This is a genomic window from Sphingomonas sp. CL5.1, from assembly GCF_013344685.1.
Classification (GTDB): domain Bacteria; phylum Pseudomonadota; class Alphaproteobacteria; order Sphingomonadales; family Sphingomonadaceae; genus Sphingomonas.
Genome location: NZ_CP050137.1, coordinates 2853294 through 2878271, shown reverse-complemented (window position 1 = coordinate 2878271; position 24978 = coordinate 2853294). Strand labels below are relative to the sequence as shown.

At 65.1% G+C, this 24978-nt stretch carries 22 protein-coding genes; 6 read left to right on the top strand and 16 right to left on the bottom strand.

Translation table 11 applies throughout. The features are described from left to right. Positions 1–4 precede the first annotated feature (4 nt). Both F9288_RS13910 and F9288_RS13905 read left to right on the top strand, forming a co-directional pair. Complete coding sequence (locus F9288_RS13910; protein ID WP_174837335.1) at positions 5–415, top strand: cupin domain-containing protein; 411 nt, start codon at positions 5–7, stop codon at positions 413–415. Positions 416–492: 77 nt separating this feature from the next. Then, positions 493–1038: a nuclear transport factor 2 family protein gene (locus F9288_RS13905; protein ID WP_174837334.1), complete on the top strand. Its 546-nt coding sequence runs from the start codon at positions 493–495 to the stop codon at positions 1036–1038. 108 nt (positions 1039–1146) lie between these two features. On the opposite strand, the gene F9288_RS13900 is transcribed toward F9288_RS13905, so the two are convergent. Beyond that, the gene (locus F9288_RS13900) at positions 1147–1479 is read right to left on the bottom strand and encodes a hypothetical protein (RefSeq protein WP_174837333.1); all 333 of its coding nucleotides are present in this window, start codon (positions 1477–1479) and stop codon (positions 1147–1149) included. Between the two features lie 368 nt (positions 1480–1847). On the opposite strand from F9288_RS13900, the gene F9288_RS13895 reads away from it, so the two are divergent. Further along, positions 1848–3314: an aldehyde dehydrogenase gene (locus F9288_RS13895; RefSeq protein ID WP_174837332.1), complete on the top strand. Its 1467-nt coding sequence runs from the start codon at positions 1848–1850 to the stop codon at positions 3312–3314. 63 nt (positions 3315–3377) lie between these two features. Further along, positions 3378–4169, top strand: a complete 792-nt coding sequence (locus F9288_RS13890; RefSeq protein ID WP_174837331.1) for an SDR family NAD(P)-dependent oxidoreductase — start codon at positions 3378–3380, stop codon at positions 4167–4169. Between the two features lie 76 nt (positions 4170–4245). Here the strand turns inward: F9288_RS13890 and F9288_RS13885 are convergent, their stop codons facing one another. Together F9288_RS13885 and F9288_RS13880 are read right to left on the bottom strand one after the other, a co-directional pair. Then, the gene (locus tag F9288_RS13885) at positions 4246–5226 is read right to left on the bottom strand and encodes a TonB-dependent receptor (RefSeq protein ID WP_174837330.1); all 981 of its coding nucleotides are present in this window, start codon (positions 5224–5226) and stop codon (positions 4246–4248) included. A 55-nt stretch (positions 5227–5281) separates the two neighbouring features. Further along, positions 5282–6040, bottom strand: a complete 759-nt coding sequence (locus F9288_RS13880; RefSeq protein ID WP_174837329.1) for an SDR family NAD(P)-dependent oxidoreductase — start codon at positions 6038–6040, stop codon at positions 5282–5284. 201 nt (positions 6041–6241) lie between these two features. On the opposite strand from F9288_RS13880, the gene F9288_RS13875 reads away from it, so the two are divergent. Further along, on the top strand, positions 6242–6784 hold the full coding sequence (locus F9288_RS13875; RefSeq protein WP_174837328.1) for a nuclear transport factor 2 family protein: 543 nt from the start codon (positions 6242–6244) through the stop codon (positions 6782–6784). Positions 6785–6860: 76 nt separating this feature from the next. On the opposite strand, the gene F9288_RS13870 is transcribed toward F9288_RS13875, so the two are convergent. The 6 genes from F9288_RS13870 to F9288_RS13845 all read right to left on the bottom strand — a co-directional run bounded on the left by F9288_RS13870 (position 6861) and on the right by F9288_RS13845 (position 16526). After that, positions 6861–7715, bottom strand: coding sequence for a hypothetical protein (locus tag F9288_RS13870; protein ID WP_174837327.1), 855 nt, complete (start codon positions 7713–7715; stop codon positions 6861–6863). 205 nt (positions 7716–7920) lie between these two features. Further along, positions 7921–10410 (bottom strand): TonB-dependent receptor, encoded by a 2490-nt coding sequence (locus F9288_RS13865; RefSeq protein WP_254620888.1) that lies wholly within the window; start codon positions 10408–10410, stop codon positions 7921–7923. Between the two features lie 282 nt (positions 10411–10692). Continuing rightward, positions 10693–12138 carry an MmgE/PrpD family protein gene (locus F9288_RS13860; protein ID WP_174837326.1) on the bottom strand — a complete coding sequence of 482 codons (1446 nt, stop codon included), beginning with the start codon at positions 12136–12138 and terminating at the stop codon, positions 10693–10695. An 87-nt stretch (positions 12139–12225) separates the two neighbouring features. After that, entirely contained in the window at positions 12226–13701 is a 1476-nt protein-coding gene (locus F9288_RS13855; RefSeq protein WP_217482529.1) for an aldehyde dehydrogenase, read from the bottom strand. Positions 13702–13776: 75 nt separating this feature from the next. Beyond that, positions 13777–14577, bottom strand: a complete 801-nt coding sequence (locus tag F9288_RS13850) for an enoyl-CoA hydratase/isomerase family protein (protein WP_254620887.1) — start codon at positions 14575–14577, stop codon at positions 13777–13779. Positions 14578–14582: 5 nt separating this feature from the next. Next, positions 14583–16526 carry an AMP-binding protein gene (locus F9288_RS13845; RefSeq protein WP_174837323.1) on the bottom strand — a complete coding sequence of 648 codons (1944 nt, stop codon included), beginning with the start codon at positions 16524–16526 and terminating at the stop codon, positions 14583–14585. A 209-nt stretch (positions 16527–16735) separates the two neighbouring features. Here F9288_RS13845 and F9288_RS13840 point away from each other — a divergent pair, with 209 nt between their 5' ends. Beyond that, entirely contained in the window at positions 16736–17746 is a 1011-nt protein-coding gene (locus F9288_RS13840; protein ID WP_174837322.1) for a LysR family transcriptional regulator, read from the top strand. A 34-nt stretch (positions 17747–17780) separates the two neighbouring features. Here F9288_RS13840 and F9288_RS13835 read toward each other — a convergent pair whose 3' ends face one another. The 7 genes from F9288_RS13835 to F9288_RS13805 all read right to left on the bottom strand — a co-directional run bounded on the left by F9288_RS13835 (position 17781) and on the right by F9288_RS13805 (position 24936). After that, on the bottom strand, positions 17781–19010 hold the full coding sequence (locus F9288_RS13835; RefSeq protein WP_174837321.1) for a CaiB/BaiF CoA-transferase family protein: 1230 nt from the start codon (positions 19008–19010) through the stop codon (positions 17781–17783). A gap of 20 nt (positions 19011–19030) precedes the next feature. After that, positions 19031–20458 (bottom strand): MmgE/PrpD family protein, encoded by a 1428-nt coding sequence (locus F9288_RS13830; protein ID WP_174837320.1) that lies wholly within the window; start codon positions 20456–20458, stop codon positions 19031–19033. Positions 20459–20690: 232 nt separating this feature from the next. Continuing rightward, on the bottom strand, positions 20691–21872 hold the full coding sequence (locus F9288_RS13825) for a CaiB/BaiF CoA-transferase family protein (protein WP_174837319.1): 1182 nt from the start codon (positions 21870–21872) through the stop codon (positions 20691–20693). A 75-nt stretch (positions 21873–21947) separates the two neighbouring features. Continuing rightward, entirely contained in the window at positions 21948–22355 is a 408-nt protein-coding gene (locus F9288_RS13820; protein WP_174837318.1) for an SgcJ/EcaC family oxidoreductase, read from the bottom strand. A 22-nt stretch (positions 22356–22377) separates the two neighbouring features. Next, complete coding sequence (locus F9288_RS13815; RefSeq protein ID WP_174837317.1) at positions 22378–22866, bottom strand: MaoC family dehydratase; 489 nt, start codon at positions 22864–22866, stop codon at positions 22378–22380. A gap of 12 nt (positions 22867–22878) precedes the next feature. Continuing rightward, positions 22879–23757: a CoA ester lyase gene (locus F9288_RS13810; protein WP_217482528.1), complete on the bottom strand. Its 879-nt coding sequence runs from the start codon at positions 23755–23757 to the stop codon at positions 22879–22881. Between the two features lie 12 nt (positions 23758–23769). Next, positions 23770–24936: an acyl-CoA dehydrogenase family protein gene (locus tag F9288_RS13805; RefSeq protein WP_174837316.1), complete on the bottom strand. Its 1167-nt coding sequence runs from the start codon at positions 24934–24936 to the stop codon at positions 23770–23772. Positions 24937–24978 lie beyond the last annotated feature (42 nt).

Below are 24978 nucleotides of genomic sequence, written 5' to 3'. Positions count from 1 at the left end.
CGACATGAACATCATGCGCAAGACTGAACTCAAGACCGTCGATGGGCCGTCGGAGTATTTCACGGGAAGGGTCACGATCACCGGGCAGTTTCAGCGCCCCGAACCATCGCGGGTCAGCGGCGCCCTCGTCCATTTCGAACCCGGCGCGCGCACCGCCTGGCACACGCATCCGACGGGCCAGACATTGATCGTAACCGAAGGAACAGGCTGGACCCGGATCGAAGGCGGGCGAAAACTGGAATTCCACGCCGGCGACATACTTTGGTGCCCGGCCGAGCACAGGCACTGGCACGGCGCTACTCCGGACGAAGGCATGACCCACATCGCCATCCAGGAATCCGTCAGCGGCTCTCCCGTGACCTGGATGGAGAAGGTTACGGAGGAGGAATATCTCGCGCCGCTCGCGAAGGATTGAACCACTACCGGTAATCATAAACGTTCTACCGACAATGGAGAGGATAAATGATAGCTTCAAAAGTAGCGCGGTGGGGAATGACTGGCGTGCTCGCGCTGATCGCTACCGGCCCCGTAATGGCGGCGGAGGGTCCGGGGAGCGTTGGCAAAAGCATGCCGATGGCCGCGCCGGGGCCGGAGATTGCCGGGCTCGATCGCTTGCTCGCGATGGAGGAGATGAAAAACCTTCGCCAGACCTTCTGTCGTTCACTCGACAGCCATGACTGGAACTTGCTGCGGACCACCATCAGCGACGATTTCGAGATGTATTTCGCGCAGACCGACGGGCCGGATGGCCCCAACGTGCGCCCGCCGATCGAAGTGAGTGGCGTGACGGATTATATGGCTTGGTTGAAGCGCTACCTCACGGGGCATTCCATCCATATCTGCACCATGCCGCAATTCGTGTTCGTCACGGCAAACCGCGCGCGCGCCTTATGGTTCATTCAGGGCTACGGCGAGATCGGCGGCCAGTCCGGCATGGGTTTCGAACGAATCATTGAAGATTATGTCCGTATCAACGGAAAGTGGCTTATCAAGAAAGCCGATGGCCGCGTGGAGGCATATATTCCCCTGCCAAAGTAAAATTTTCTCCTGGTGTCAGGGTCGAGTTCATCTGCCTGCCCGCCCGCACGGCATAGGGGATTCCCTATGCCGTGCGTTCATTCCGTGGTGGGAGGACCTACACCGGCACTACACGATGCCAGCCACACCGATGAGAACACATGCGGTGACCAGCATCGCGATCTTCGCAAATGGCGCGCTGTCTCCATAGACAAGCACGCCGATCACTAAGGCGCCGAGCGGATTGAGCGCAGAAATCAGCGGGATCAGGATGCTGATGTTCATACCCGATGTGCTCAACCTGGCGAGGAAACCGATTCCGATCAGGAAACCAAGAGCGGATCCCAAAGTAGGCAGAGGATCGGTAAACCCTCTGGTCATCGGCAGCAGGAATATTCCGACGAGTTGAAATACAAGCGAGCCGATCACCATTCCCACGACGCCCAGCGAAATATTACCCATTTCCTCTCCCCCGATTTCGTGGCCCCGAATTTTCGCGAACATCGCAATGCGCGGGCAAATACATCGTGGACCAATGCGGTATGATACGGCCGATACCGGCCAGGCGAACGTCCCCGCCCGTAGGGACAGACGAGATGTAAATCCCCTCCCCACCCCCGCAGAATTGGTCCGGAAGGGCGTTGTCCCTTCCGATGGGGGCAGACAGTCGCGCCGCGGCAACCTAGCTCTGGGATCAATCACAGTTGAGAGGAAAGCCTGACATAGTCGCCGATCGCGACGAGTGTGCGGAAGTCTTCTTCACCGTGATGATACGATCGCCGACCGGGAAAGCAGTCTGCGGCGGCCATCTTTTGAGTGAAAGTCACGACATGAACATGCCGGCATTTATGAATGGAGCAAAAAAACTCCTGATCGGCGGTGAATGGATTGAGGCACAATCCGGCGAGCGGATTGACGCGATCAACCCCGCGACCGGCGACGTCATGTGCCAGATCGCCCGGGGCGGAACCGGCGACGTCGACCGCGCGGTCGCGGCGGCGCGACACGCGTTCGAGGGCGAATGGAGCCGCTGGACGCCGCACCAGCGACGCAAGCTGATACTCAAGGTGCATGATGTCCTCCTCGATAATTTTGATGAGCTGGCGCTGATCGAGACGCTCGATATGGGCGCCCCGCTCGCTCGCACGCGCGCGTTCAGGGAATGGACGTCGCAAGTCATCCAATTCTATGCGTCGCACACCGACGCCGCGACCACCGAGGCCGCACCCAATTCCCTGCCTGGGAATTTCATGACGCTAAAGCGCAAGGCGCCAGTAGGCGTCGTCGGCGGAATCATCCCGTGGAACGGGCCGCTCATGGGTCAGTGGTGGATTTTCGGGCCAACCCTCGCAACCGGCTGCACCGCCGTGATCAAGCCGGCCGAGGACGCCTCGCTCTCCGTCCTGCGCACGGCGGAACTTCTGCTTGAAGCTGGTGTACCAGAGGGCGTTATCAACGTCGTCACCGGTTACGGCCGCGATGCAGGGCAGGCGCTCGCCGAGCATATGGACGTCGACCGCGTCGCCTTCACCGGGTCCTATGTCACGGCCCAGAGCATCATTCGGGCGTCGGCCGGCAACATCAAGCGGGTCCAGCTCGAACTCGGCGGGAAGTCTCCCGATATCGTCTTTGCCGACGCGGACCTCGACAAGGCCGTGCCCGGCGCCGCGATGGGCGTCTACACCAATAGCGGACAGGTCTGCGTCGCCGGCACCCGGATTTTCGTCCAGCGACCGATCCATGAGGAATTCGTCGCACGGATGCGGGATTTCACCAGGACCATTCGTGTCGGCAACGGCCTGGCTCCCGATACGCAGCTCGGGCCGTTGATTTCGCAACGACAGCTCGATCGAGTGATGAACTATGTGGAGATCGGGGGCCGCGAGGGCGCGCGATTAGCAAGCGGCGGCACGCGGCTCGGTGGCGAGCTGGCATCTGGCTTCTTCGTCGAGCCTACTATCTTCGCCGGCGTATCGAACGACATGACAATCGCGCGCGAGGAGATATTCGGCCCGGTGGCATCGATCATTCCCTTCGATGACATGGAGGAGGCGATCCGCCTGGCCAATGACACCAGCTTCGGCCTCGCCGGCGGCGTGTGGACCCGCGATCTGTCCACCGCCCACAAGGTGTCGGACGCGATTGATGCGGGCACCGTCTGGGTCAATTGCTACGGCGTTCTCGATCCGGCCGTCGGCTTCGGCGGATACAAGATGAGCGGCTACGGCTGGAAGGGATCGCGGGAGCATGTCGACAGCTTCCTGTATCCCAAGGCGATCTACATGAATCTGGACTGACGCAACGGCCCCATCTTCGTGGACAAATCCCAAGAACCGCGCAGTCATGGCGAGGAAAATATCATGCAAATTACGTTGAACGGCAAAACCGCCATCGTCACCGGCGCGGGACAGGGAATCGGCAAGGCGACGGCGAGGCTTTTCGCCGAAGCGGGCGCGCAGGTGGTGGTGAACGACCGCGACGCCGCGCGGGTCACCGCGGCGGTGGAGGACATCAGGGCGACAGTTCCAGGCGCACAGGTATCAGGCGCGACAGCCGATCTCGGAAACGCGGAGGGTTGCCGCCAGCTCGTCGATCAGGCGCGGACCTGCGATATCCTCGTGAACAATGCCGCGATCTACGAGAATGCCGACTTCTTCGAGATATCCGACGACAGCTGGCAAACTTATTTCGACGTCAACATCATGTCCGGCGTGCGCTTGTCCCGCGCCTATCTGCCGACGATGGGCAAGCGCAATTGGGGCCGCGTCGTATTCATCAGCTCCGAATGCGCCATCAGCACGCCTCCCGATATGATGCACTACGGCACGACCAAGACGGCGTTGCTTGGCCTGTCGCGGGGCCTTGCGAAGGTCATGGCCGGCACTGGGGTGACGGTGAACACCGTGCTGCCCGGTCCTACGCTTAGCGAGGGCGTCAAGGCACTGTTCGAGGAGGAGATCCGCCGCACCGGCACGACGCTCGAGGAATATGGCACCGAGATGCTCAAGACGTTGCGCCCTTCCTCGATCACCAAACGCTTCGCGACATGCGAGGATGTGGCGAACCTTATTCTCTACACCTGCTCCCCCCTCGCCTCCGCCACAACCGGCGCCGCGCTGCGGGTTGACGGCGGTGTGGCGGATTCCATCTGACCAACGTTGCAGGTTATGGCGATGATCCCCATCACCGCCACAACCGGCAACGTTTCTCAATAGCGGAACAAGAGGCTCACGCCGTAGGTGGCCGCATCCCCGCGAACCGTGCGATCGCGTCGGATGAGGTGATGGCGTTGTTCCAATAATATTGATTGGAGATGTTCTTGCCGAACACCGACACGCGCCAGCGATCATCCGCGCTGGCTATCCCGGCGCGCGCATCGACGAGCACATAGCCATCGATGCCGTGCAGCTTGATATTCGACGGGATAGCGTTCGCGGCACTCACGTCTCCGCCGACTACTGCGATCGTATCCGAACGCAGGTTCGCGCTGGTACCGAAGAACATCTTCATTCGATCCGAGATCGGGAATTCATAGTCTAGGTTCGATGAAAGCTGGTATTTCGATGCGAACGGCATCCGCGTATCGTATGCGGTGACCGATTCCTGTTTCACCGCGCGATACTGGACGAAGCTGGTCGCCGACACCGCCGGGAAGCTGCCCGCCTTGTAGCCGCGACTGACGTTGGCATAGAACAGCAGGCCGGGCCGCGGCTTGTAATCCAGGCCCGCCGTCCACGAGACGTTATCCTCGGTCAGCGTATCCTTATATTGGCCCGGCGCGCCGGGCGGCACGCCGTTGATCGTCGCGCCAAGATCATTGCCCGCGAAACAATCCCCGGCATGGAAAGTGCCATAGGCGCCGCCGAACACCACGTCATAGAGGAACGGCCCGGTTCCCTTCGGGTCGCCGGTCAGATCGGTGTTGCAGATCGTCGCACTGCTCTGCGCCCTGGTGTAGCGCGCGCCGGCCTTGAAGGTCAGCGTGCTGGCAAGATCGTATTCACCGTTCGCGAAAAAGGCGAAGCTCGTGAGCTTCTGGTAATTGCTGTAATGCGCGCGATCGAGGTTGTAGCCGAATACGGTGAACACCGTTTCGTTGACCGACGTATAGCGATAATCGAAATCGGCGACCTGATCGACCTTGTTATTGGAATAATTGCCGCCGACCACCCAGCGGAACGGCCTGGACGCGCCATTGCTCAGCCGCAACCCCCTTGGCCCTTCTTGAGACGCGGCGTTTGCCCTACGCCGGGCGCGGATCGATTCAATAGAGCGTGTAGCCGCCGTCCACCGGCAGGGTGACGCCGGTGACGAACGACGGCTCGTCCGAGAGCAGCCACATCGCCGCGCGTGCCTGCTCCACCGGCTCGGCGGCGCGGCGCAAGGCGTGCTTGTCCTCCAGCGTCTTCACATAGTCCGGGTTCGCCTCGACATATTCCATGTAGAGCGGCGTGCGCGTCGCGGACGGGGCGATCGCGTTCACCCGGATGTTCCTCTCGCCATATTCCGCCGCCGCCGCGCGGGTCAGCCCGGTGATGGCGTGCTTGGAGGCGGAATAGGCGGCGAGCTGGCTGTCGTAGATCAGCGCGCTGACCGACGATGTATTGACGATCGCCCCGCCGCCGACGCGCAACATCGCCTGGATCTCATATTTCATGCACAGGAACGTGCCAAAGGCATTGACGCCGAACACCCGCTGGAACTCCGCGAACGTCATGTCCGCGAGCAGGCCCGGCGCGTTTGCGATGCCGGCATTGTTGAACGCGCCGTCGAGCCGGCCGTAGCGCCGCTCCGCCGCCTCGACCATCGCCGCGACATCCTCCTCACGCGAGATATCGGCGCGCACGAACTGGACGTTCAGCCCCTGCCGGTCCAGCTCATCGGCCAGCGCCGTGCCGCGCTCCACATTGAAGTCGGCAGCCGTCACCAGCGCGCCATGCGCGGCGAACAGCCGGACGGCGGCCTCGCCGATCCCGCTGGCGCCGCCCGTCACGACGATCGAACGCCCCTCGATACCCGCCATCAATCTCTCCCACCGACCATTCGTGGTTGCCGGGCAGCGGGTATCATCGGTCCCCGGCCACTCGCTGCCCCCATCGCTAGGGACAGGCCGTCCCCGGTTCCCTTGTCCCTAGCGATGGGGGCAGAGCGCGCCGGAAAAACGGCCATGCTGGCGATCGGGGCGCCCGGCGAGCAGCCCGTTCCTCAGCATGGAGAGAAGCACATGAATGGCCTTGCGAAATATCTTCCGGCGATCGCGTTGACCGCGATGAGCGGCGGGGCGCTGGCGCAAACGGCGGAGGCGCCGCCCAAGGTGGAGCTGAGGGGCGTCGAGCGCCTGCTGGCGATGGAGGATATGAAGAACCTGCGGCTGACCTTCTGCCGCTCGCTCGACAGCCATGACTGGCCGGCGCTGCGCGCGACGATGGCCGACGATTTCGAGCTGTATTTCGCGGACAACAGCGGCCCGAACGGCAGCGCCGTGCGCCCGCCGATCGAGACCAGGAGCGCGGACGGCTTCATGGACATCGCCCGACAGTTGCTGAGCCAGGGCAAGTCGATCCACATCTGCACGATGCCGCAATTCGAATATGTCGGCACCGATCGCGCGCGCGCGAAGTGGTTCATCAACGGCTACGGACAGATTGGCGCGCAGAACGGCATGGGCTTCGAGCGGGTCGTCGAGGATTATGTGAAGGTCAACGGCAAGTGGCTGATCCGCAAGGCGGATGCGCGGGTCGAGGCGCAGGTGCTATTCCCGAAGTGACCTGACCGCCGCGCGCCCGGACAAAGGGGGCGTCACCGCGCGATCGCCCGTCGCTCGCGCGGTGACTGCGCGGCGCTCAATGATATTGCGGCGCGGCGAGCAGGTGGCAGGTGCCGGAAAACTGGCACAGATACCAGTTCAGCAACTCGCGGAAGCCGCCCAGGTTGAATCGGCGATAGAAGCGCTTCTTGTAGCTGATCGCCGTTTCATAGGCGATCGACAGGTCCAGCGCCGCGCCCTCGCAGGTCAGGCCATAAAGCATCCTCGCGATCACCTGCGCCTCGCGTTGCGGGATATCGTGTCCGGAGAGCGCGATACATCCCTCGATCAGCGCGAGCGACGAGAGCGCGGAAGAAACGATGCTGCGCTCCGTCACCAGCGCATAATGGCGGGCGAGCAACGGGAAGGCGATTTCCCCGATCACGCCGATGCGCGACCTTTCCTCGTCGCTGAACATCCCGCGCGCGCTGCTCCGCACGACGCTCAGCCCAAGCGGGCCGCGCGCGCCCTTGCCGTAGACCACGACGCGCTCGCGAATGTTCACTTCGTTGTAGAAGCGCTTCAGCTCGGCGGTTTCCGGGTGGTCGATGTCGAGCTGCGTAAGGATCGGCGAATTATCGTCCCACCGGCTGCCGGTCTCGATCGTCGGATCGAATTGCCACAGGCGCCGCGCGATATAGGTCGCGCTCTGCTCCCGCGCGCGGGCGCTGCCGTCCTCAGCGACGGACAGCATCATCTGCGGATGGCCCTGCGGGAAATGGCAGATATGGACATATTCGGACCGGAACATCCGCGTCAGGTGATGCGCCAGCTCCACCTCGAAATCGGGATTGCCGACCCCGCCGATCAGCGCCCCCAGCCCGTTGCCGCGGAGCGCCGCATCAAGCGAAGGCGACGGATCGCACCGTTTCTCCATCTTGATCGCCTGCATCGCAATCCTCCCCCAGTCGCTTTCGTTTTTCCCGGTCGGGTTCGGCGAAGGGCCGATCGGCCATCATCGGCTGGCCGGGTCGGGCTTCGCGTCCCCACCGGATATCACCTTCAATAGCGCGGGCGGGAAGAAAATTCAATCAAGCGTTAGATTCCGGTCATTGGCAGGGTGGCGCACGAAAATCACTTCCGCGCGCCCCACGCCGTCAACGGAAGTCGTAGCTGAGCGTCACGCCATAGGTCGCGGGACGCCCCGCGAAACGCGACACCGTGTCGTAGCCGGACACCACGTTGGTCCAGTAATAGGCATTGCCGATGTTCTTGCCCCAGATAAAGGCGCGCCAACGCTTGTCTGTATCCTCGATGCCGATCTGTGCGTCGATCACCGCATAATCGTTGATGCAATAGACGCAGTTGGTGGAGGCGGCGATGACGGTGGACGGATTCACGTCGCCACCCAACGTCGCGATCGTCTTGGACCGATAGTTGATCGTCGCGCCGAGGAACATGTTGAGGCTCGACGTGACCGGCTGGTTGTAATTGGCGCTGACCGAAACCTGATGCTTCGGCGTATAGGGGATCGCCGTGCCGGCGAAATCCTCGGGATCGCCGCCGGCGTTGAAGCCCTTGAACTTGTCGATCCTGGCGTCGAGGTACGTGTAGGCGGCGTTCACCGTCAGATGATTGGACGGCCGCGCGGTCAACTCAAGCTCGAAGCCCTTGATCGACGATTTCGGGATATTCTGGAGCACGTCGAGCTGGCCGAACGTCGGATCGAGCAGCTTGGTGCGGAGCTGCTTGTCGCGATAATCGTAATAGAAGCCGGCGAGGTTCACCTGCAACGTCCGGTCGAGCAACGTCGCCTTGATGCCGCCTTCATAAGCGAGCACCGATTCCTGATGCACCGGCACATATTGATTGAGCGTGGAACCGGTGATCGAGGGGAAGCTGCCTGCCTTATAGCCCTTCGACACGTTGACGTAGAGCAGGGTGCCGGGCGTCAGCTTGTAATCGGCGCCGACTCGCCATGAGACGTTATCCTCGGCCAGCGTGCTGTGATAATCGCCGATCCCGCCGAACGGCAGGTAATCGACCACCGGCACGAACTGCCCGTTCTGCGCCGCCACGGAATCGACGTTGATCGAAACGCACTCGCCCGGAATATAGCGCTGGAACGGAATGCCCTGATATTGCGCGCCGAAGTATTTGAGGATGTTGCCTAGGTTATAGGGCGCGCGCGGATCGCTCTGGCAGATGTTCGCCTTGTCGCGCGCATTGGTGTAGCGGATTCCGGCTTTCAGCGTCAGGTTCTCGATCACGTCATATTCGACATTGCCGAAGAAAGCGTAATTGCGCATCCGCTGGTTATTGGTGATCGTATCGACGCTCAGCGGGAAACCGAACAAGTCACCGAAGCCGATCCTTGCCGATGAGTTGAAATAGTCGATGTTGACCTGCTGATCGACCTTGTCCCACTCGTAATTGCCGCCAAGGACGAAGCGGAACGGATTGTGCGGATTGTTGGCGAAGCGCAATTCCTGATAGACCGTCTCGATCCGGCCGAGCGTTAGCGGCACGTCCAGCGCGTTGATCGCCATGCCGTCGGAATCGTTGCCCTGCCGTTCGTTGAAGCGAGTATAGGCGGTGAGCGAGGTGAGCGTGCCGAAATCGCCGACGTCGAGATCGGCGCGCAGCGACGCCTGGATCATGTCATTGTCGGCGAACGGCACCTTCTGGCCGGGAAAGAGCGTGGATGAATTGGACCAGTCCGCCGCACGCGGGTCGTTGGCGGAGAAGGGCGTCGCGAGGATCGCCGGATCGCGCCACGAGCCGACCGGATTGGGCGGGATGGCCAGCCCCTCGTTCTGGAATTGCTGCGCAATATATTGCCCCGCCTGCGTCTCGCTCTTGTCCTTCCAGCCGTTGACGTTGAGCAGGAAGCGCAGCGACGAAACCGGCTCCCACACCACTTGCAGGCGGCCCATGTAATTCTCGACCTTGCCGTTGCGGTCGCCCGGCCGGGTCGTGCTGACCTGCCAGCCGTCGCCGAACTCCGCCCGGCCGGCGACGCGCGCTTTCAGCGTATCGGTGATCGGGCCGCTGACATAGCCTTCCGCATCGACCTGGTTGAAGCGCCCGTAGGTGACGGTCGCGCCGGCCCGGAACGTGTCGGTCGGCTTGGCGGCGATATAGTTGATCGCGCCGCCGGTGGCGTTCTGGCCGAACAACGTGCCCTGCGGCCCCTTCAACACCTCAAGCCGCTCGAGATCGAACGTCGAATGCGTCGTCAGGACGGGGAACGACAGCGGGATTTCGTCGACATAGATGCTGACCGACGGATAGGCGCCGATCGACGTTTCGTAGAAGCCGACCCCGCGCAGCGTATAGACCGGCGTGCCGTTCGGCGCGGCGGCATAGGACAGGCTCGGCACGCGCGAGGCGACGTCGCTGAGCGACGACAGGTTCTGCTGCTTCAACGCATCGCCCCCCATCACGGCGGCGGTGACGCCGACATCGTTGAGATTCTGCTCGCGCTTGTTGGCGGTGACGACGATTTCACCGATGCCGCTCCCGGCGGAGGTGGCGGCGCCCGAAGCCTCCGCGGCGGTTGGCGCGTCCTGAGCCACGGCTATGCCGGACCACATGAGCGCGACGAGCGCGACGCCCGAAAACTGGCACTTCCTGCGCATAGACATCTTCCTCTCCTCCCGTTCCATGTCATTCCCGCCGCCGTCCCGGCATCGTCCGGCCGGGATCGCGCGACATCGAGGGGGTTTTCCGACACGGGCTGACTGCTCTCGGTGTCGAACAATTCATAATCCGCGATAAATCTACCTGTCAACTGTTAGATTTTGTAGAATATACACACGGAAGATGATCGATCTTCTAATTTTAGATAATAATTACATCTAACTATCTAATATAACTATTAGCGTCAGCGCGCCTGATGTTAAATTATTATCTACTTATCGTTAGAATCATGCCGCGAGCGTCGCCGCCGCGCGCACGGGACGGGCGTTGTCCATCAGCACCCCGACATCGGTCAGCGTCTCCAGGGACAGAGCCGCATCGATGCACCGATCCGCCTGCATGGGGGTGATGACCCCTTCCGCATTGTGGCGGAACTTGGCGACCAGTTCGTCCACCGTCAGCGCCACGCCTTCCTCCGGCGCCTTGCTGCCGCGCGGATAACGCCGCTCCCCACGGAAGGTCTGTCCACGCGCGGTGATCTCGATGATCGCCGGGCGGCTGGCGGCATTGCCCTCCAGCAGCTTGACGTAATCGGGGTGGACCTGATGCGTCACCCGGCCCATCAGCCCCATCACCGATGGGCCGAACACCAGTTCCTCGTCCATCCACGCCTTCCCCGGCTTCACCCGATGCGCCGCCACCGCGAGGCCGTGGGCGATGCTGAACTGCGCGTCATGGACATGCTCGATCGTGCGGTTGAGCCACACCGGCTGCTCGACGAACCCCTCGACATAGGCGTTGATCCGCTCGATCTCCGCCGGCTTGATATCATGCGCGTCGAGGATCCCGGTCATCGCATCGACCAGCGCGTGGAGGATGCGGCAGTGCGGATACGGCTTGTACGCCTGTTCCGCCGTGAAGCGCCACGCATCGCCCAACGCATCGGTGATCGCCGCCGGCTCCCACCTTTTCGTGCCGATGAAGCGCGGGAAGCCATATTGCCGGTCGTCCAGCACCATCACATCGCCGCGATGCCCCAGCTCCGCCATATAGGCCGCGTTGAACGCCGCCTGCGTCAGCACGCCGGCCTGGAGATATTTGATCGTCGAGCTGGGCGCGTGCTGGAACCATGCCGCCTGCGATTGCGTCGGCGCAATGCAGCCGGCGATGCCGAGCGCATGGGCGATCGTCCCCGCCTTCGCGCCCTTCACCTTGAGGATCGCGGCGGTCGCGCCGAACACCGTGCTGCTGTAGCCGTAGATTTCCGGCGGATGGACCTTTCCATCCCGCGTATCGCGCAGGTAATCCATCGCCTTGCCGAGCCGGTAGGACATCTCATGCGCCAGCGCGGTCGCTTCGATCAGCGCCGCGCCGCTCGCCCGCTCCTGCTCGGCCATCGCCAGCGCGCCGGGCAGGACATAGGGGCAGACATGCCCCGGCGGCAGCACCGCATCCATGTCGAGCGTGTTGATCAGCTCGCCGTTGGCGAAGGCGGCGCCGAACACCGATACCTTGTCGCTCGCCCCGATGATCGTCGCGGTGCCCGCGCCGCCGCCGGTCAACCGGCCGTATTCGATCCCCGCGCGCCCCTTGGGCTGATCGACCGCCGCCAGCGCGCAGCCGATCGAATCGAGGATGATGAGCTTGCATTCCTCGATCACTTCAGACGGCAGCGCGCCGATCGCCGTGCCCTCGGTGAAATCCGCCAGGCGCTCGATAATGGTCTGCGTCATCGCCCAATCCTCTCCTTCGCGGGAATGGGAGGATAAACCGGCGGCGAGGCGGCGGCATTCCCCGTGCATGGGGACAAGATCGCCGGGTCAGCGATAGGCGTCGGCGAACTGCCCCGCGGCGCTGATGATGGTGGTGCGCGTCTCCTGGTAGGCATCGAGCGCGTCGCTGCCGTTCTCGCGCCCCCAGCCGCTCGCGCGGAACCCGCCATAGGGCGTCGACCAGCGGATATAGCGATAGGTGTTGACCCATACGACGCCCGACTCGATCCGCTGCGAGACGCGTAGCGCCCGCCCCACGTCGCGCGTCCACAGGCCGGCGGTCAGCCCGAACTCGCTGTCGTTGGCGATGGCGATCGCCTCCTCCTCGTCGTCGAACGGGATGATCGCGGCGACGGGGCCGAAAATCTCCTCGCGGGCGATGCGCATATGGTTGCCGACGCCCGCGAACACCGTCGGCTCGACGAAATAGCCGCCGGCCAGCGCCCCCTCCAGCCGCCGCCCGCCGGCGACCAGCTCCGCGCCGTCCCGCCGCCCGATCTCGACATAGGAGAGCGTCTTGGCGAGTTGCGCCTCATGCGCCTGCGGCCCCATGTGCGTCGCCTCCTCCAGCGGCATCCCGACCCGCACCCGGCGCTGCCGCTCGCGAAACGCATCGACCACCCGATCGTATATCGCGCGCTGCGCCAGCACGCGCGAACCGAGCGCGCAGGCCTGCCCGCAATGCGCCCAGGCGGAGGAGGTCGCGGCGTTGATCGCCGCCTCCAGATCGCAATCGTCGAACAGGATATGCGCCGCCTTGCCGCCAAGCTCGAAGGTGAAGCGCTTCAGCGTGTCCGCGCCGTCGCGCAGCATCCGCCGCGCGGTCGCGCCCGATCCGGTGAAGCTGATCTTGTCGACACCGGGATGCGCCACCAGCCGCGCGCCGGCGTCCGCTCCCCTGCCCGGCACGACGTTGACCACGCCCGGCGGCAGCCCCGCCGCCTCCACGATCCGCGCCAGCTCCAGCGACGTGACGGCGGTGAATTCCGATGGCTTGAGCACCACCGTGCAGCCCGCCGCCAGCGCCGTCCCCAGCTTCCAGCAAGCGGTGAGCAGCGGCACGTTCCACGGCGTCACCGCGCCGACCACGCCGACCGGCACCCTGGTGGTGAAGGCATGGATGTCCGCGTCGAGCGGCATCGTCCGCCCCTCCGCCTTGTCGGCGAGGGAGGCGAACCAGTGATACCATTGCGCGTGCGCGCCCACGTCTGCCCGCGTCTCGCGGATCGCGCGGCCGCAGTCGCGCGTCTCCAGCTCGGCAAGGCGCGGCGCCTGCTCGCGATAGAGTTCGGCGAAGCGCCGGATCAGCCCCGCGCGCTCCCATGCCGGCATCCGCCGCCACGGTCCCTCGAACGCCTCGCGCGCCGCCGCCACCGCGCGATCGATATCGGCCGCGCCGCCCACCGCGACCTTCGCCCACAGCCGGCCGGTCGAGGGGTCGATCGTGTCGATCACCTCCCCGTCGCCGGGCGCGACCCATTGGCCGCCAATATAGAGATCGCCCCAGACCGGCGCATCCCGCATGACCCTCTCCTCGCTCATTCGGCCGGGAGGATCGGACGGCGTCGCTCGCGCCTCAATCCCCATGCGGGGGGACCGTCACTCCCGCGTGAAATCCGGCGCGCGCTTCTCGCGGAACGAGGCGAGCCCCTCGCGCGCCTCCGGTCCGCCGAAGCCCAGCATCTCCAGCGCCAGCGACGCGTCGAACGCCGGGCCGGCGGTGCGCATCCAGTTGTTGAGCGCGTGCTTGGTGAAGCGGATCGCTGTCGGCGCGCCGTTGGCAAGGCAGGTCGCGATCTCCACCGCCTTGTCCTGCAAATCGGCATCCTCGACGCACAGCGAGACGAGGCCGATCCGCTCCGCCTCCTCGCCGCCAACGGGATCGCACAGCAAAAGATGATATTTGGCCTTCGCCATGCTGCACAGCAGCGGCCACAGGATCACCGCATGATCCCCCGCCGCGACGCCGAGCCGGGTGTGGCCGTCCGCCAGCCGCGCGCTCTTGCCCGCGATCGAGATGTCCGCGAGCAATCCCGCTACCAGCCCGGCACCCACCGCCGCGCCCTGGATCGCGGAGACGATCGGTTTGGTGCAATCGAGGATGTTGAACACCAGGTCGCGCGCTTCCTGCCACACGCGCACCTTGGCGGCGTAACTCTCGGTCAGTTCCTGGACCAGCGAGAAATCCCCGCCGGCGGAAAAGGCGCGCCCGGCGCCGCACAGGATCACCGCGCGCACCTCGGGATCGGCGTTCAGCTCGCGCCAGATCTCGGTGATCTCGACATGCCCCTGCTTGTCGAGCGTGTTCAGCCGGTCCGGCCGGTTGAACGTAAGCCGCAGCACCCCCGGCGCGGGCCAGTCGAAATCGAACGCCTTGTAGTGCGCATAACGGTCGCTCACGTCGCTCATCTCCCTTCGGCCTTCACCGATTGCAGTTCATCGATCGCGCCCGGATTGTCGAGCGCGGAGAGGTCGCCGAGCGGCTGGCCGGTCCAGATGCGCTTGATGACGCGGCGCATCACCTTGGAACTGCGCGTCTTGGGCAATTGCCGGACGAGGTGGACGCGCGATGGCTTAAACGGCTTGCCCAGCCGGTCCGCGACATGCGCGGCCACCGTGTCGCCGAGTTGTTCCTCATCGCCCGACCAGCCCGGCATGGCGATCACGAACACGATCAGCTTCTCGCCCTTGGTGGCATCCGGCACGCCGATCGCGGCGGCCTCGCTCACCGCCTCCAGCTCCAGCACCACTTCCTCGACCTCCGCCGGGCCGAGCCGCTTGCCGGCCACCTTGAGCGTATCGTCCGAGCGGCCGAGCATGAAGAACGAGCCGTCCTCCATCTCCATCGCCAGATCGCCGTGGACCCATGTGGCGGGCACCGTGCGCCAGTAGCTGTCGAGATAGCGCTCGTCGTCCTGCCAGAAGGATTGCGTCATGCCGACGAAGGCGCGGCGCACGGAAAGCTCCCCGACCTCGCCGATCACCGGCCTGCCCTCCGCGTCGAGCACCACGACGTCGACGCCCGGCGAGCCGGTGTTGAACCCCGCCGGACGGATCGGCTTGACGACCACGCTCGAAAGCAGTGCGCCCGACACCTCCGTCCCGCCGGTATAGTTGATGACCGGCGCGTCGGTCCCGAAGCGCCGCTGGAACCACAGGAAATGCTCCGGGTCGATCCCCTCGCCCGCCGTGATGAGCAGCTCCACCGTCGATCGGTCGCCGGACAGGGCGAGCGCCTCGTTCGCGGCAAGGCCCCGGATCAAGGTCGGCGCCGATCCGTAATGCGTCACGCCGTGCCGCTCCACCACGCGGCTCATCCGCGACCAGTCGGGATAATCGGGCGCGCCATCATAGCAGACCAACGTCGCCCCGCGCAGCAGCGCGCTCGCCAGGACCAAGGTGCCCGCGATCCATCCCATGTCCGCCGGCCAGCAATAGACCTTGCCCGGCCCGACGTTGAAATGGACCAACGAGTCATGCGCGATCTTCAGCGGGAAGCCGCCGTGGGTATGCACCGCGCCCTTCGGCTTGCCGGTGGTGCCGGAGGTGTAGATCACCATGAACGGGTCGGACGGCGACATGCGCTCCGCCGGCATGCCGTCGTCCACAGTCAAGGCAACCTCATGCCAGCCTGTCCCGCCGGCCGGTACTGGCTCGCCCTCGACGCTCTTCCAGATGATTCGGCCGATAGATGGAAGCTGGCTGGCGGCCTCCCGCACCGGCCCGACCAGATCGACGCGCTTGCCGCGCCGGTCGAAGCCGGTGGTGGCGATCAACGTCGACACCCCGCTCGGCTCCAGCCGCGAGACGATCGCGTCGGTGCCGAAGCCGCTGAACAACGGCACGACGATCGCACCGACACAGGATAAAGCGAGCAGCGAGACGGTCGCCTCCACGCCGTTCTCGGTCAGCAGGCCGACGCGGTCGCCACGCTTCACGCCCAGCGCGCGCAGCCCGGCGGCGAAACGCCGCACCGCCGCGCCCAGCTCGGCGAAAGTCAGCGAGCGGACCGCGCCGTCCTCGCGTTCCGCGACGACCGCGCGATTGCCCGAGGTGCGCGGGTCGGCGCACCATGCCAGCACGGTATCAACCCAGTTCAGCTCGCCGCCGGGGAACCAGTCCGGGAATTCCGGTCCGCGATCGAAGCGGACATAGCCGTCGGGCCGCCGCGACCAGACGATGCCGAGCGCATCGATCACTCGCATCCAGTAATCGCCGGGCCGCTCCAGCGAGACCCGGTGCAGCGCGTCATAATCCTCGACCCCGAAGGCACGGGCCAGCGCGGTGACCTCCGCCTGCTCGATCTCGCGGTCGTCCGGCCGCCATATGTCCCGTTCGTCGCCAGCCATGTTTCTCAAAGCCCCACAGGCGGGCGCGACCGGCGCGCCGCTGATCCTCTCATGCCGCGCCATTCATCCGCCCTGCCCCGCGCCGGGGCAAGCCATGCGGCCGGGCGTTGACCATCGACCTAGATAGGGCATAGGGCTTCCCTATATGCTTGGGGAAGGATTTCGCGGTTATGTCCTCCATCCAGTCCGCGCGTGAGCGATCGCTTCAGATGGCAAGAGAGCTACCGGCATTGGATATCCGCCAGCTTCATTACTTCCTGACGCTGGCCGAGGAAGGATCGATCTCCTCGGCGGCGGCGGCGCTGCACATGGCGCAGCCGTCGCTGTCGGAGAACCTGACGCGGCTGGAAAGCAAGCTGGGCGTGCAGCTTGTCGTGCGCAGCGGGCGCGGGGTGACGTTGACCGAGGCGGGGCAATTGCTCGCCGAGCGCGGGCGCGGGATCGTCGATGCCGCCGCGCAGGCGATCAGCGATATCCGCCACGCCGGCTCCGAGGCGCGCGGCCTCGTCTCGATCGGGTTGCCGCCGTCGCTCGGCCTGCTGCTCAGCGTGCCGCTCGCGGAAACGATCCGCAGCGAATATCCCGACGTGCGGCTGCGCATCTCGGAGGGATTGTCCGGCGACATCACCGAATGGGTGGAGAACGACCGGATCGACCTCGGCTGCGTCTATGAGGTGCGCGACAACCGCGAGTTGCTGTTCCGGCCGCTGCTGGCCGAAAAGCTGTTCCTGATCAGCGCGCCGGACAATCTGCCCGAGCATGTCAATCTGGACGATCCCGATGCGCCGACGATCCGGGGCATCGATTTGCGCGCGCTGCCGCTGGCGCTGCCTGCCGCGTCGCACGGCGCGCGCAAGGTGGTCGAGCGGTTCGCCCGCGCCGCCGGCATCGCGCTGAACGTGGTGGTCGAGATCGATTCGCTGCCGCAGATCGTCACCATGGCGACGCGCGCGAGCGCCTATACGATTGTGCCGCACGCGGCGGTGATCGACGAGGTGGCGGCCGGCACCGTCCGCGCGATCGAGATCGTCGAACCGACCATGACGCGCACCGCTTACCTCCTGCGCAAGCGGACGCGCCCGATCACCCGCGCCAGCCAGGCGGTGCAGCAATCCATCGCCGTCATCGTGCGCGAGATGATCGAGCGCTTCCAGCTCGACGCCACCGTGATCGACGAGGCCGGGCGCGGGGCCGCCGGACACGAGAGGGAGAAAACGTGACGCCGACAGCGCTGGCGCCGGCCTGACCGCGGGATCAGATCGCGCCACGCGCCTTCAGCGCGGCGATCTCCCCCGCGCCCAGGCCAAGCATCCCGCCGAATACCGCCTCGTTCGACGCGCCCAGTTCCTCCGCGGGGCGATCGAACCCCACCTGCGCGGCGGAGAAGCGGATCGGCAGGCCCATGCCCGTCGCGCCGACCTTGCCGTGGCGCGGATGCTCCAGCTCGACCACCGCGCCGCGCTCGCGCAGACGGGGATCGCCCAGCACCTCCAGCGCGGTGCGCACCGGGCCGCACGGCACCTGCCGCGCGATCAGCAGCGACACGACCTCCTCGGTGCGGTGGCCGCGCGTCCATTGCTGGATCATCGCGTTCAGTTCGCTCGCGTGCTTCATGCGCGGTCCGCGCGTGGCGAAGCGCGAATCGTCGAGGATGTCGGGGCGACCCATCGTCTCGAACAGCCCGCGCATCCAGGCGGGGCTGAACGCGACGATCGCGACATGCCCGTCGCTGGTCTCATAGACGCCGAAGGGCACCAGCCGGTCGGTGAAATTGCCCGAGCGCGTCGGATAGCCGGCGCCGCTGAAGATATCGAAATGCTCCTCCGCCATCAGCGAGGCGAGGCAATCGAGCATCGACACCTCGACATGCTGTCCCTTGCCGGTCCGCCCGCGCTGGATCAGCGCCGCGAGGATGCCGTTGCAGGCATAGAGCGGCGCGAGCAGGTCCGCGATCGGCAGGCCGAAGCGGGTCGGCGGCCCGTCCGCGAAGCCCGTCACGTCCATGATGCCCGACAGCGCCTGGACGATGATATCCATGCCCTTGGTGCCCGGATAGATGCTCGGCTCCCCGAACGCCTTGATCGAGGCATAGACGATCGCCGGATTGACCGCCGCGATATCGTCATAAGCGACGCCGAGGCGACCGGTCGCCCCCTCGCTCATATTCTCGATCACCACATCGGCATGTTTCGCGAGGTCGAGCAGCAGCGCGCGGCCCTCCGCCGATTTCAGGTCGATCGTCACGCTTTTCTTGTTGCGCGCGCGGTTGAGGATCGTGAGCGAAACGTCGCCTTCCTCCGGCGCGCCGAAGTGAAAGCCGTGGTCGCCGACATAGGGCGGGTTGGTGCGCGCGATATCGCCACCGGAGGGGGATTCCACCCGGATCACTTCCGCCCCCATGCCGCCCAGCAGCAGCGATCCGTAAGGCCCGGCGAGCGCCACGGTGAGATCGAGAACGCGGATTCCCTCGAGCGGTCGTTGCATGATCCTTGCCCCCTATCGCCTTAGCGGACCAGCAGCGCGGTGAAGTCCGCGACCTTGCCGCTCCCGCCGAAGCAGCGGATGCCGTCGAGCAGCGCCTCGGCCTTTTCGATGCCCAGCACCTCGACCGCAAGCTCGCGGAACTTGGCGTCAAGCTGTTCCTGACTCATCGGATTTTCGATCGTGCCGGTCGAGTCCTCGACGAACACCGGCCGCGACGAACCGTCGGCGAAGCGCAGCGTCACATCGGCGACGAATTTGCCCGGATAGCGCAGATCCAGCTCCGGGTCCTCGGTCATCCGCACCTTGCGCGCGGTGCGCAGGATCTCGCCCTGATCGGAAAGGTCGAGCAGATCGTGCTGCGCGTCGCGATGCACCTGATAGCCGTTGCCCCGGCCGAGCAGGGTGAAGGCAAGCTGCACCGGCAGGCTGTATTGCACATGTTCGATCATCGTCGGGGCATAGGCGTTGGCGTTCTTCGTGCCGACCGGCACGTTGGCCGATCGCTGGATGCGCACGTCGATGCCCTCGATCTCAGTCGCGCGCCCGGCATAGGGCGCAACGGCATCGATATAGGCATGGATACAGCCGCAGCAGAGATATGGCTTGAACCATGCCTTGCCGATCTCCAGCGGCCGATCGCGGCCGAACCGCGCCGCCGCTTCGTCGCCCACCGCCATGTCGAGGAAGGTGCGATAGAAGCCCTTGCCGCCGGTGAGACAGGCGACCGGCCCGGTGATGCCATGCGCCGCCATCTGCGCCGCGCGGATGCCGCCGCTGGCGCCGATCCCTGAGTGGACGCGTTTGATCGAGCCGCCGCCCGACGTATATTCGGTGGTGCCGGAAGCGTGGCTCATCGCGATGGCGAGCGCGTGCCCGGTCTGCTCGCGGCCCAGCCTCATCAGCCGCGCCGCGATCGCCGCCGCGCCGAAATTCGCCAGCATGCAATGCGGATGATAGCCACGCGACAGCAACTCCGGCGCGGCGAGCGAGCCGATGCGCGTATAGACCTCATAGCCGACGACCATCGCCGCCAGCGTCTCGTCCGCGCTGGCGCCCGTTTCCTCGCCCATTGCCAGCGCGGCGGGAACGACGCACGCGCCGGGATGGCTGGCGCTCTCGCGATGCGCGTCGTCATATTCGAAGGCGTGGCCGAACGTCGCATTGACGAACGCGGCATCGATCGCGCTCATCCGGTCGCCATAGACGGTTACCGTCGAGACGCCGGGCCGCGCCTGCGAGCGGGCGAACTCGAGCGTGTTCACCGACCAGGGAAGCTGCGAACAGGCGACCTGGTTGGCGATCTGGTCCTGCATCAGCCGGCGCGCGGCGAAGCGCACGTCGTCCGTCAGGTTGGCGATCGAAAAGCCCTCGATGAAATCGAGAATCGCTTCTTCCAGCGCGGGGCGGACAATGGCGCCCGGCTTCGATGCGGCGGCGTTGGCGGACATGGTGGTTCCATCCTCTCTATTTGCCGATTCATGGGCCTGGCCACGGCCCCCGGCGAAGCCACCAGCCTGATCGTCATTCAGGCTAACGGCCAGCCGACTGGATTCCAACGCGCGCATCGATGGCATAGCGTTTTCCTATGGCGCTTTCAGGAATAACCTTGAGCGATCCTTTCGTCGCAGTCAGCGCGTGCGCGACGCAACGACACCCGTCGACAGGCGAAAATGCCCCAAATCAGACCACCCCCGCGCCACGCAACGCGGCAATTTCCGCTCGATCCAGCCCCAATCCGGCCAGCAATTCGTCGCTATGCTCTCCCAGCAGCGGCGGACGCCTTGGCATCTCCGCCGCGTCGGGACCGATGCTCGCCAGCGGACGGGCTAGCGACACCCCGTCCGTGCCGGGATAGTCCACCTTACGGAAATAGGTGTCATGCAGCCCCATCGCCCCGCCGATCACATCGGCCGGGGTAAGCACGGGGCTGGCGCCGATGTTGAACGAGGCGATCGTCGCGAGGCACTCGTCGCGGCCGCGGTCAGCCGCCCATTCCGCCATGATCGTGCTCAGTTCCGCGCCGTTGCGGCCGCGCTGGATATCGTTGGCGAAGCGCGGATCGTCGAGCAGGTCCGCCCGGCCGATCATCTTCGTCCAGCGCCTGAACATGCCCTGCCCGATCACCTGCATGACGAACCAGCCGTCGCGCGCGCGGAACATGTCGGACGGGCCGGCGATCGGGCTGCGGTTGGCGATCGGCGCGCGAACGTTGGCGCCCGCCTCCTGCTCCATCAGCACCGGGTTCATGATATTGAGCGCGGTGCCGGCGAGCGTCGCTTCCACCAGGCCGCCTTCACCGGTGCGCATCCGGCGGATCAGCGCGGCGAGCGTGCCGAACGCGGCCGAGATGGCGGTCGAATAATCGACATAGGAGGTCGCCGAGCGATACGGCCGGTCCGGCTCGCCGGTGAGGTAGATCGCCCCGCTGATCGCCTGCCCCACGCCGTCGAAGCCGACCGCCTCGGCCATGTCGCTCCGCGCGTCGAACGCGCCGACCGTCGTCAGGATGATATCGGGCCGGATCGCCTTGAGCGCATCGTAATCCATCCCGAAATGCCTGAGCGCTCCGGTCGAGAAATTGGCGATCACGATATCGGCGCTCGCGATCAGCCGCTCCAGCACCGGCCTCGCGGCAGGCGCGCCGATATCCAGCGTCAGCGATTTCTTGCCCCGGTTCGACTGGAGGAACATCGCCCCTTCCCCGTCGCGCGTCGCCGGCATCAGGTAGCGGTCGTCTCCACCGCCAGGGCGCTCGATGCGGATCACCTCCGCGCCGATATCCGCCAGCAGCCCTGCACAGAACGGCCCGGCGATATACCGGCCGAAATCGAGGATGCGCACACTTTCCAGGATTGCACTCACATCCATCTCCAATGAATTCTAACGAGCGGGCGACGACGCATCGCGGTTGCAATCGGCCTGAGGCGCGCCGCTGAGCTAATCGCCCAGCGGCGGCGCTTCGGGCACGGGCGAGAAATGGTGGGCGCGGATCAGCGTCCGCCCGTCGCCCCAGTCAAGCAGCCAGGTGGCGCGCAGGACCGAGCGCGTATCGCGCCCGCCAGCCAGCACGAACGCGAAGGTGCAGAAGCCCTGCGCGAGCAGCGCCGTCTCGCCGATCCGCGCGATCCGCTGATTGAACAGGTCGAGCGAGCCGGACTGGATCACGCCATCATAGCTGCGGAAATATTCGCCTATCTCCGCCACGCCGACCGAATGGCCCGCGCGGCCGCCGAACAGCAGCGCGTCGGTGGAGTATAGCGCGGCGAGAGCGTCAGCATCCCACGGCGTCGCGGCCGCGCTCCACGCCCGCGCGACGGCGGCGACGCGATCGGAATCGTGGCTCATGACGATCGCCGCCCCTGCCCCCTCACGCCGCCTGGAGCGCGCTTTTCTTCATCATCAGCCCGGTGCGGCGCAGGCTGCACACCAACTCGTCGCGCTGGTTGCGCGCGCGCGTCTCGAACTCGACGATGCCGGTGTCGGGGCGGGACCTGGACTCGCGGCGGCCGAGGATCTCCGTCTCGACGTACAGCGTGTCGCCGATGAACACCGGCTTGGGGAATTTGATGTCCGAAAAGCCGAGGTTGCCCAGCGTCGTGCCCAGCGTCGTGTCTCCCGCCGTCACGCCGCACGCCAGCGCCAGCGTGAACAGGCTGTTGACGAGGCGCTTGCCGTAGATGGTCGTCTTGCAATACTCGTCGTCCATGTGCAGCCACGCGCAATTGTAAGTGAGCGCGCTGAACATGAGGTTGTCGGCTTCCGTCACCGTGCGGGTGATCGAATGCCTGAACACCATGCCCGGCTCCAGCTCCTCATAATATTTGCCGGTCGCCAGTTCCTGATAATTCACGGCCATTGGAATTTCCTCTCAATCGAATGCTTCGGCGAGCGCGATGATGTCGTGCGCGGTCTTGACGTGGGCGATGTCGATATGCTCGCCGTCATAGATCACCGAGGCGCGGCCATTCGCCTGCGCCTCCTCCAGCGCGGCGATCATGCCGCGATAATAAGCCACGTCCTCCTGCGACGGGCTGTAGACCTCGTTGATGACCGGCACGTTCGACGGGTGCAGCGCCAGTTCGCCGTCCATGCCGAGCGCGCGGTCGTTGAGTGACGAGGCGCGCAGCCCGTCGAGGTCGCGGACCTGCTGCCACACGCCGCCGATCGGGCGCTTGCCCGCCGCGCGCGCCGCCATGACGATGCGCGACTTGAGGTAGAGCGTTTCCCGCCCTTCCGGCGACCACACCGTGTTGAGCGCCCGCGCCACATCGGCGTTCTTGGCGGTCGCGCCGACGATCGCGGTGACGCGCGGCACGCATGCGATCTCATAAGCGTCCTGCAACGCCTTCGCCGTCTCCAGCAGCGGGATCAGGCCGAGCGAACCGAGCGCCACGCCATTGCGCCATTCCGCCTCGGAGATCATCGAGGATGCGGTGACGACATCCTCATAGCCGTTCGGCTTGGAGATATAGATGCCCTCAACGCCCGGCCTCACTACCGCGAGCAGGTCGTCGAGATCGTAGAGATGCGGGCTGCGGTTGATGCGCACGTAGAGGCGCTGGCCCTGCTCGACCAGCCAGTCGATCTTGCTCGCCACCAGATCGCGCGCGGCGGCCTTTTCGGCATGGGGCACGCTATCCTCCAGATCGAGGATCAACGCGTCGGCGCCGGCCTTGGCCGACTTCTCGATCATGCTCTCCTTGTTGCCGGGGACGAACATGAAGGAACGGGTTGGCTTCAATGCCATGGTCAGTCTCCGTCAATAGGATTTGGGCAGGCCGAGCTTGCGCTCGGCGATGTTGCTGAGGATGAGCTGCGGGCTGACCGGCGCGATGAACGGCACCCACATTTCGCGCAGGAAGCGCTCGACATGATATTCCTTGGCGTAACCGAAGCCGCCATGCGTCAGGATCGCGGTCTGGCATGCCTTCATGCCGGCCTGCGAGGCGAGCAGCTTGGCGGCATTCGCCTCGGTGCCGCACGGCAGCCCCCTGTCGAGCATGCTCGCGGCGGCCATGATCATATGGTTCGCCGCCTCCAGTTCGGCCCAGCTCTGCGCGAGCGGGTGCTGGATACCCTGGTTCATGCCGATCGGGCGATCGAACACGATGCGGTCCTTGGCATATTGCGTCGCGAGCCGGATCGCCGCCTGCCCGATGCCGACCGCCTCTGCGCCGACCAGACAGCGCTCGGCATTCATGCCGTGGAAGATATACTCGAGGCCCTTGCCCTCCTCGCCGATCCGGTCCTCCACCGGCACGGGCAGGCCGTCGATGAACAGCTCGTTGGTGTCGACAGCCTTGCGGCCCATCTTCTCGATCTCGCGGATCTGGACGTAGTCGCGATCGAGCCTGGTGTAGAACAGGCTGAGGCCCTCGGTGCGCTTCTTCACCTGCTCGATCGGCGTGGTGCGCGCGAGGATCAGCATGTGCCCAGCCACTTGCGCGGTGGAGATGAACACCTTCTTGCCGGTGATGTAATATTTGTCGCCCTTCAGCTCCGCCTTAACCTTCAGCTTGGTGGTGTTGAGGCCGGTGTCCGGCTCGGTGACGGCGAAGCATGCCTTGGTCTCGCCGCGCGTGAAGGGCGGCAGGATGCGGCGCTTCTGCTCCTCGGTGCCGAAGAGCACGACGGGATGCAGGCCGAAGATGTTCATGTGGATCGCCGATGCCGCCGCCAGCGCGCCGCCGCCCGCCGCCACGGTGCGCAGGAACAGCGCCGCTTCCGTGATCCCCAGCCCGGCGCCGCCATATTCCTCCGGCATGGCGATGCCGAGCCAGCCGCCGCGCGCCACCTCCTGGAAATATTCCTCCGGGAAGCCGCCCTTCAGATCGCGCTCCAGCCAATAATCGAGGCCGAACTTCTCGCAGATCTTCTCGGCCGCCTCGATGATCGCCTGCTGATCGCCGCTTAGCGAATAATCCATGGCGAGGACTCCTCTCCGCTCGATTCGAGTCATCAAATTTTC

Excerpts from the sequence above, each read along its gene's own strand:
- F9288_RS13910 (WP_174837335.1), top strand. The coding sequence starts at position 5 with ATGAACATCATGCGCAAGACTGAACTCAAGACCGTCGATGGGCCGTCG.
- F9288_RS13905 (WP_174837334.1), top strand. The coding sequence starts at position 493 with ATGACTGGCGTGCTCGCGCTGATCGCTACCGGCCCCGTAATGGCGGCG.
- F9288_RS13900 (WP_174837333.1), bottom strand. The coding sequence starts at position 1,479 with ATGGGTAATATTTCGCTGGGCGTCGTGGGAATGGTGATCGGCTCGCTT.
- F9288_RS13895 (WP_174837332.1), top strand. The coding sequence starts at position 1,848 with ATGAACATGCCGGCATTTATGAATGGAGCAAAAAAACTCCTGATCGGC.
- F9288_RS13890 (WP_174837331.1), top strand. The coding sequence starts at position 3,378 with ATGCAAATTACGTTGAACGGCAAAACCGCCATCGTCACCGGCGCGGGA.
- F9288_RS13880 (WP_174837329.1), bottom strand. The coding sequence starts at position 6,040 with ATGGCGGGTATCGAGGGGCGTTCGATCGTCGTGACGGGCGGCGCCAGC.
- F9288_RS13875 (WP_174837328.1), top strand. The coding sequence starts at position 6,242 with ATGAATGGCCTTGCGAAATATCTTCCGGCGATCGCGTTGACCGCGATG.
- F9288_RS13870 (WP_174837327.1), bottom strand. The coding sequence starts at position 7,715 with ATGCAGGCGATCAAGATGGAGAAACGGTGCGATCCGTCGCCTTCGCTT.
- F9288_RS13865 (WP_254620888.1), bottom strand. The coding sequence starts at position 10,410 with ATGTCTATGCGCAGGAAGTGCCAGTTTTCGGGCGTCGCGCTCGTCGCG.
- F9288_RS13860 (WP_174837326.1), bottom strand. The coding sequence starts at position 12,138 with ATGACGCAGACCATTATCGAGCGCCTGGCGGATTTCACCGAGGGCACG.
- F9288_RS13855 (WP_217482529.1), bottom strand. The coding sequence starts at position 13,701 with ATGCGGGATGCGCCGGTCTGGGGCGATCTCTATATTGGCGGCCAATGG.
- F9288_RS13845 (WP_174837323.1), bottom strand. The coding sequence starts at position 16,526 with ATGGCTGGCGACGAACGGGACATATGGCGGCCGGACGACCGCGAGATC.
- F9288_RS13840 (WP_174837322.1), top strand. The coding sequence starts at position 16,736 with ATGGCAAGAGAGCTACCGGCATTGGATATCCGCCAGCTTCATTACTTC.
- F9288_RS13835 (WP_174837321.1), bottom strand. The coding sequence starts at position 19,010 with ATGCAACGACCGCTCGAGGGAATCCGCGTTCTCGATCTCACCGTGGCG.
- F9288_RS13830 (WP_174837320.1), bottom strand. The coding sequence starts at position 20,458 with ATGTCCGCCAACGCCGCCGCATCGAAGCCGGGCGCCATTGTCCGCCCC.
- F9288_RS13820 (WP_174837318.1), bottom strand. The coding sequence starts at position 22,355 with ATGAGCCACGATTCCGATCGCGTCGCCGCCGTCGCGCGGGCGTGGAGC.
- F9288_RS13815 (WP_174837317.1), bottom strand. The coding sequence starts at position 22,866 with ATGGCCGTGAATTATCAGGAACTGGCGACCGGCAAATATTATGAGGAG.
- F9288_RS13810 (WP_217482528.1), bottom strand. The coding sequence starts at position 23,757 with ATGGCATTGAAGCCAACCCGTTCCTTCATGTTCGTCCCCGGCAACAAG.
- F9288_RS13805 (WP_174837316.1), bottom strand. The coding sequence starts at position 24,936 with ATGGATTATTCGCTAAGCGGCGATCAGCAGGCGATCATCGAGGCGGCC.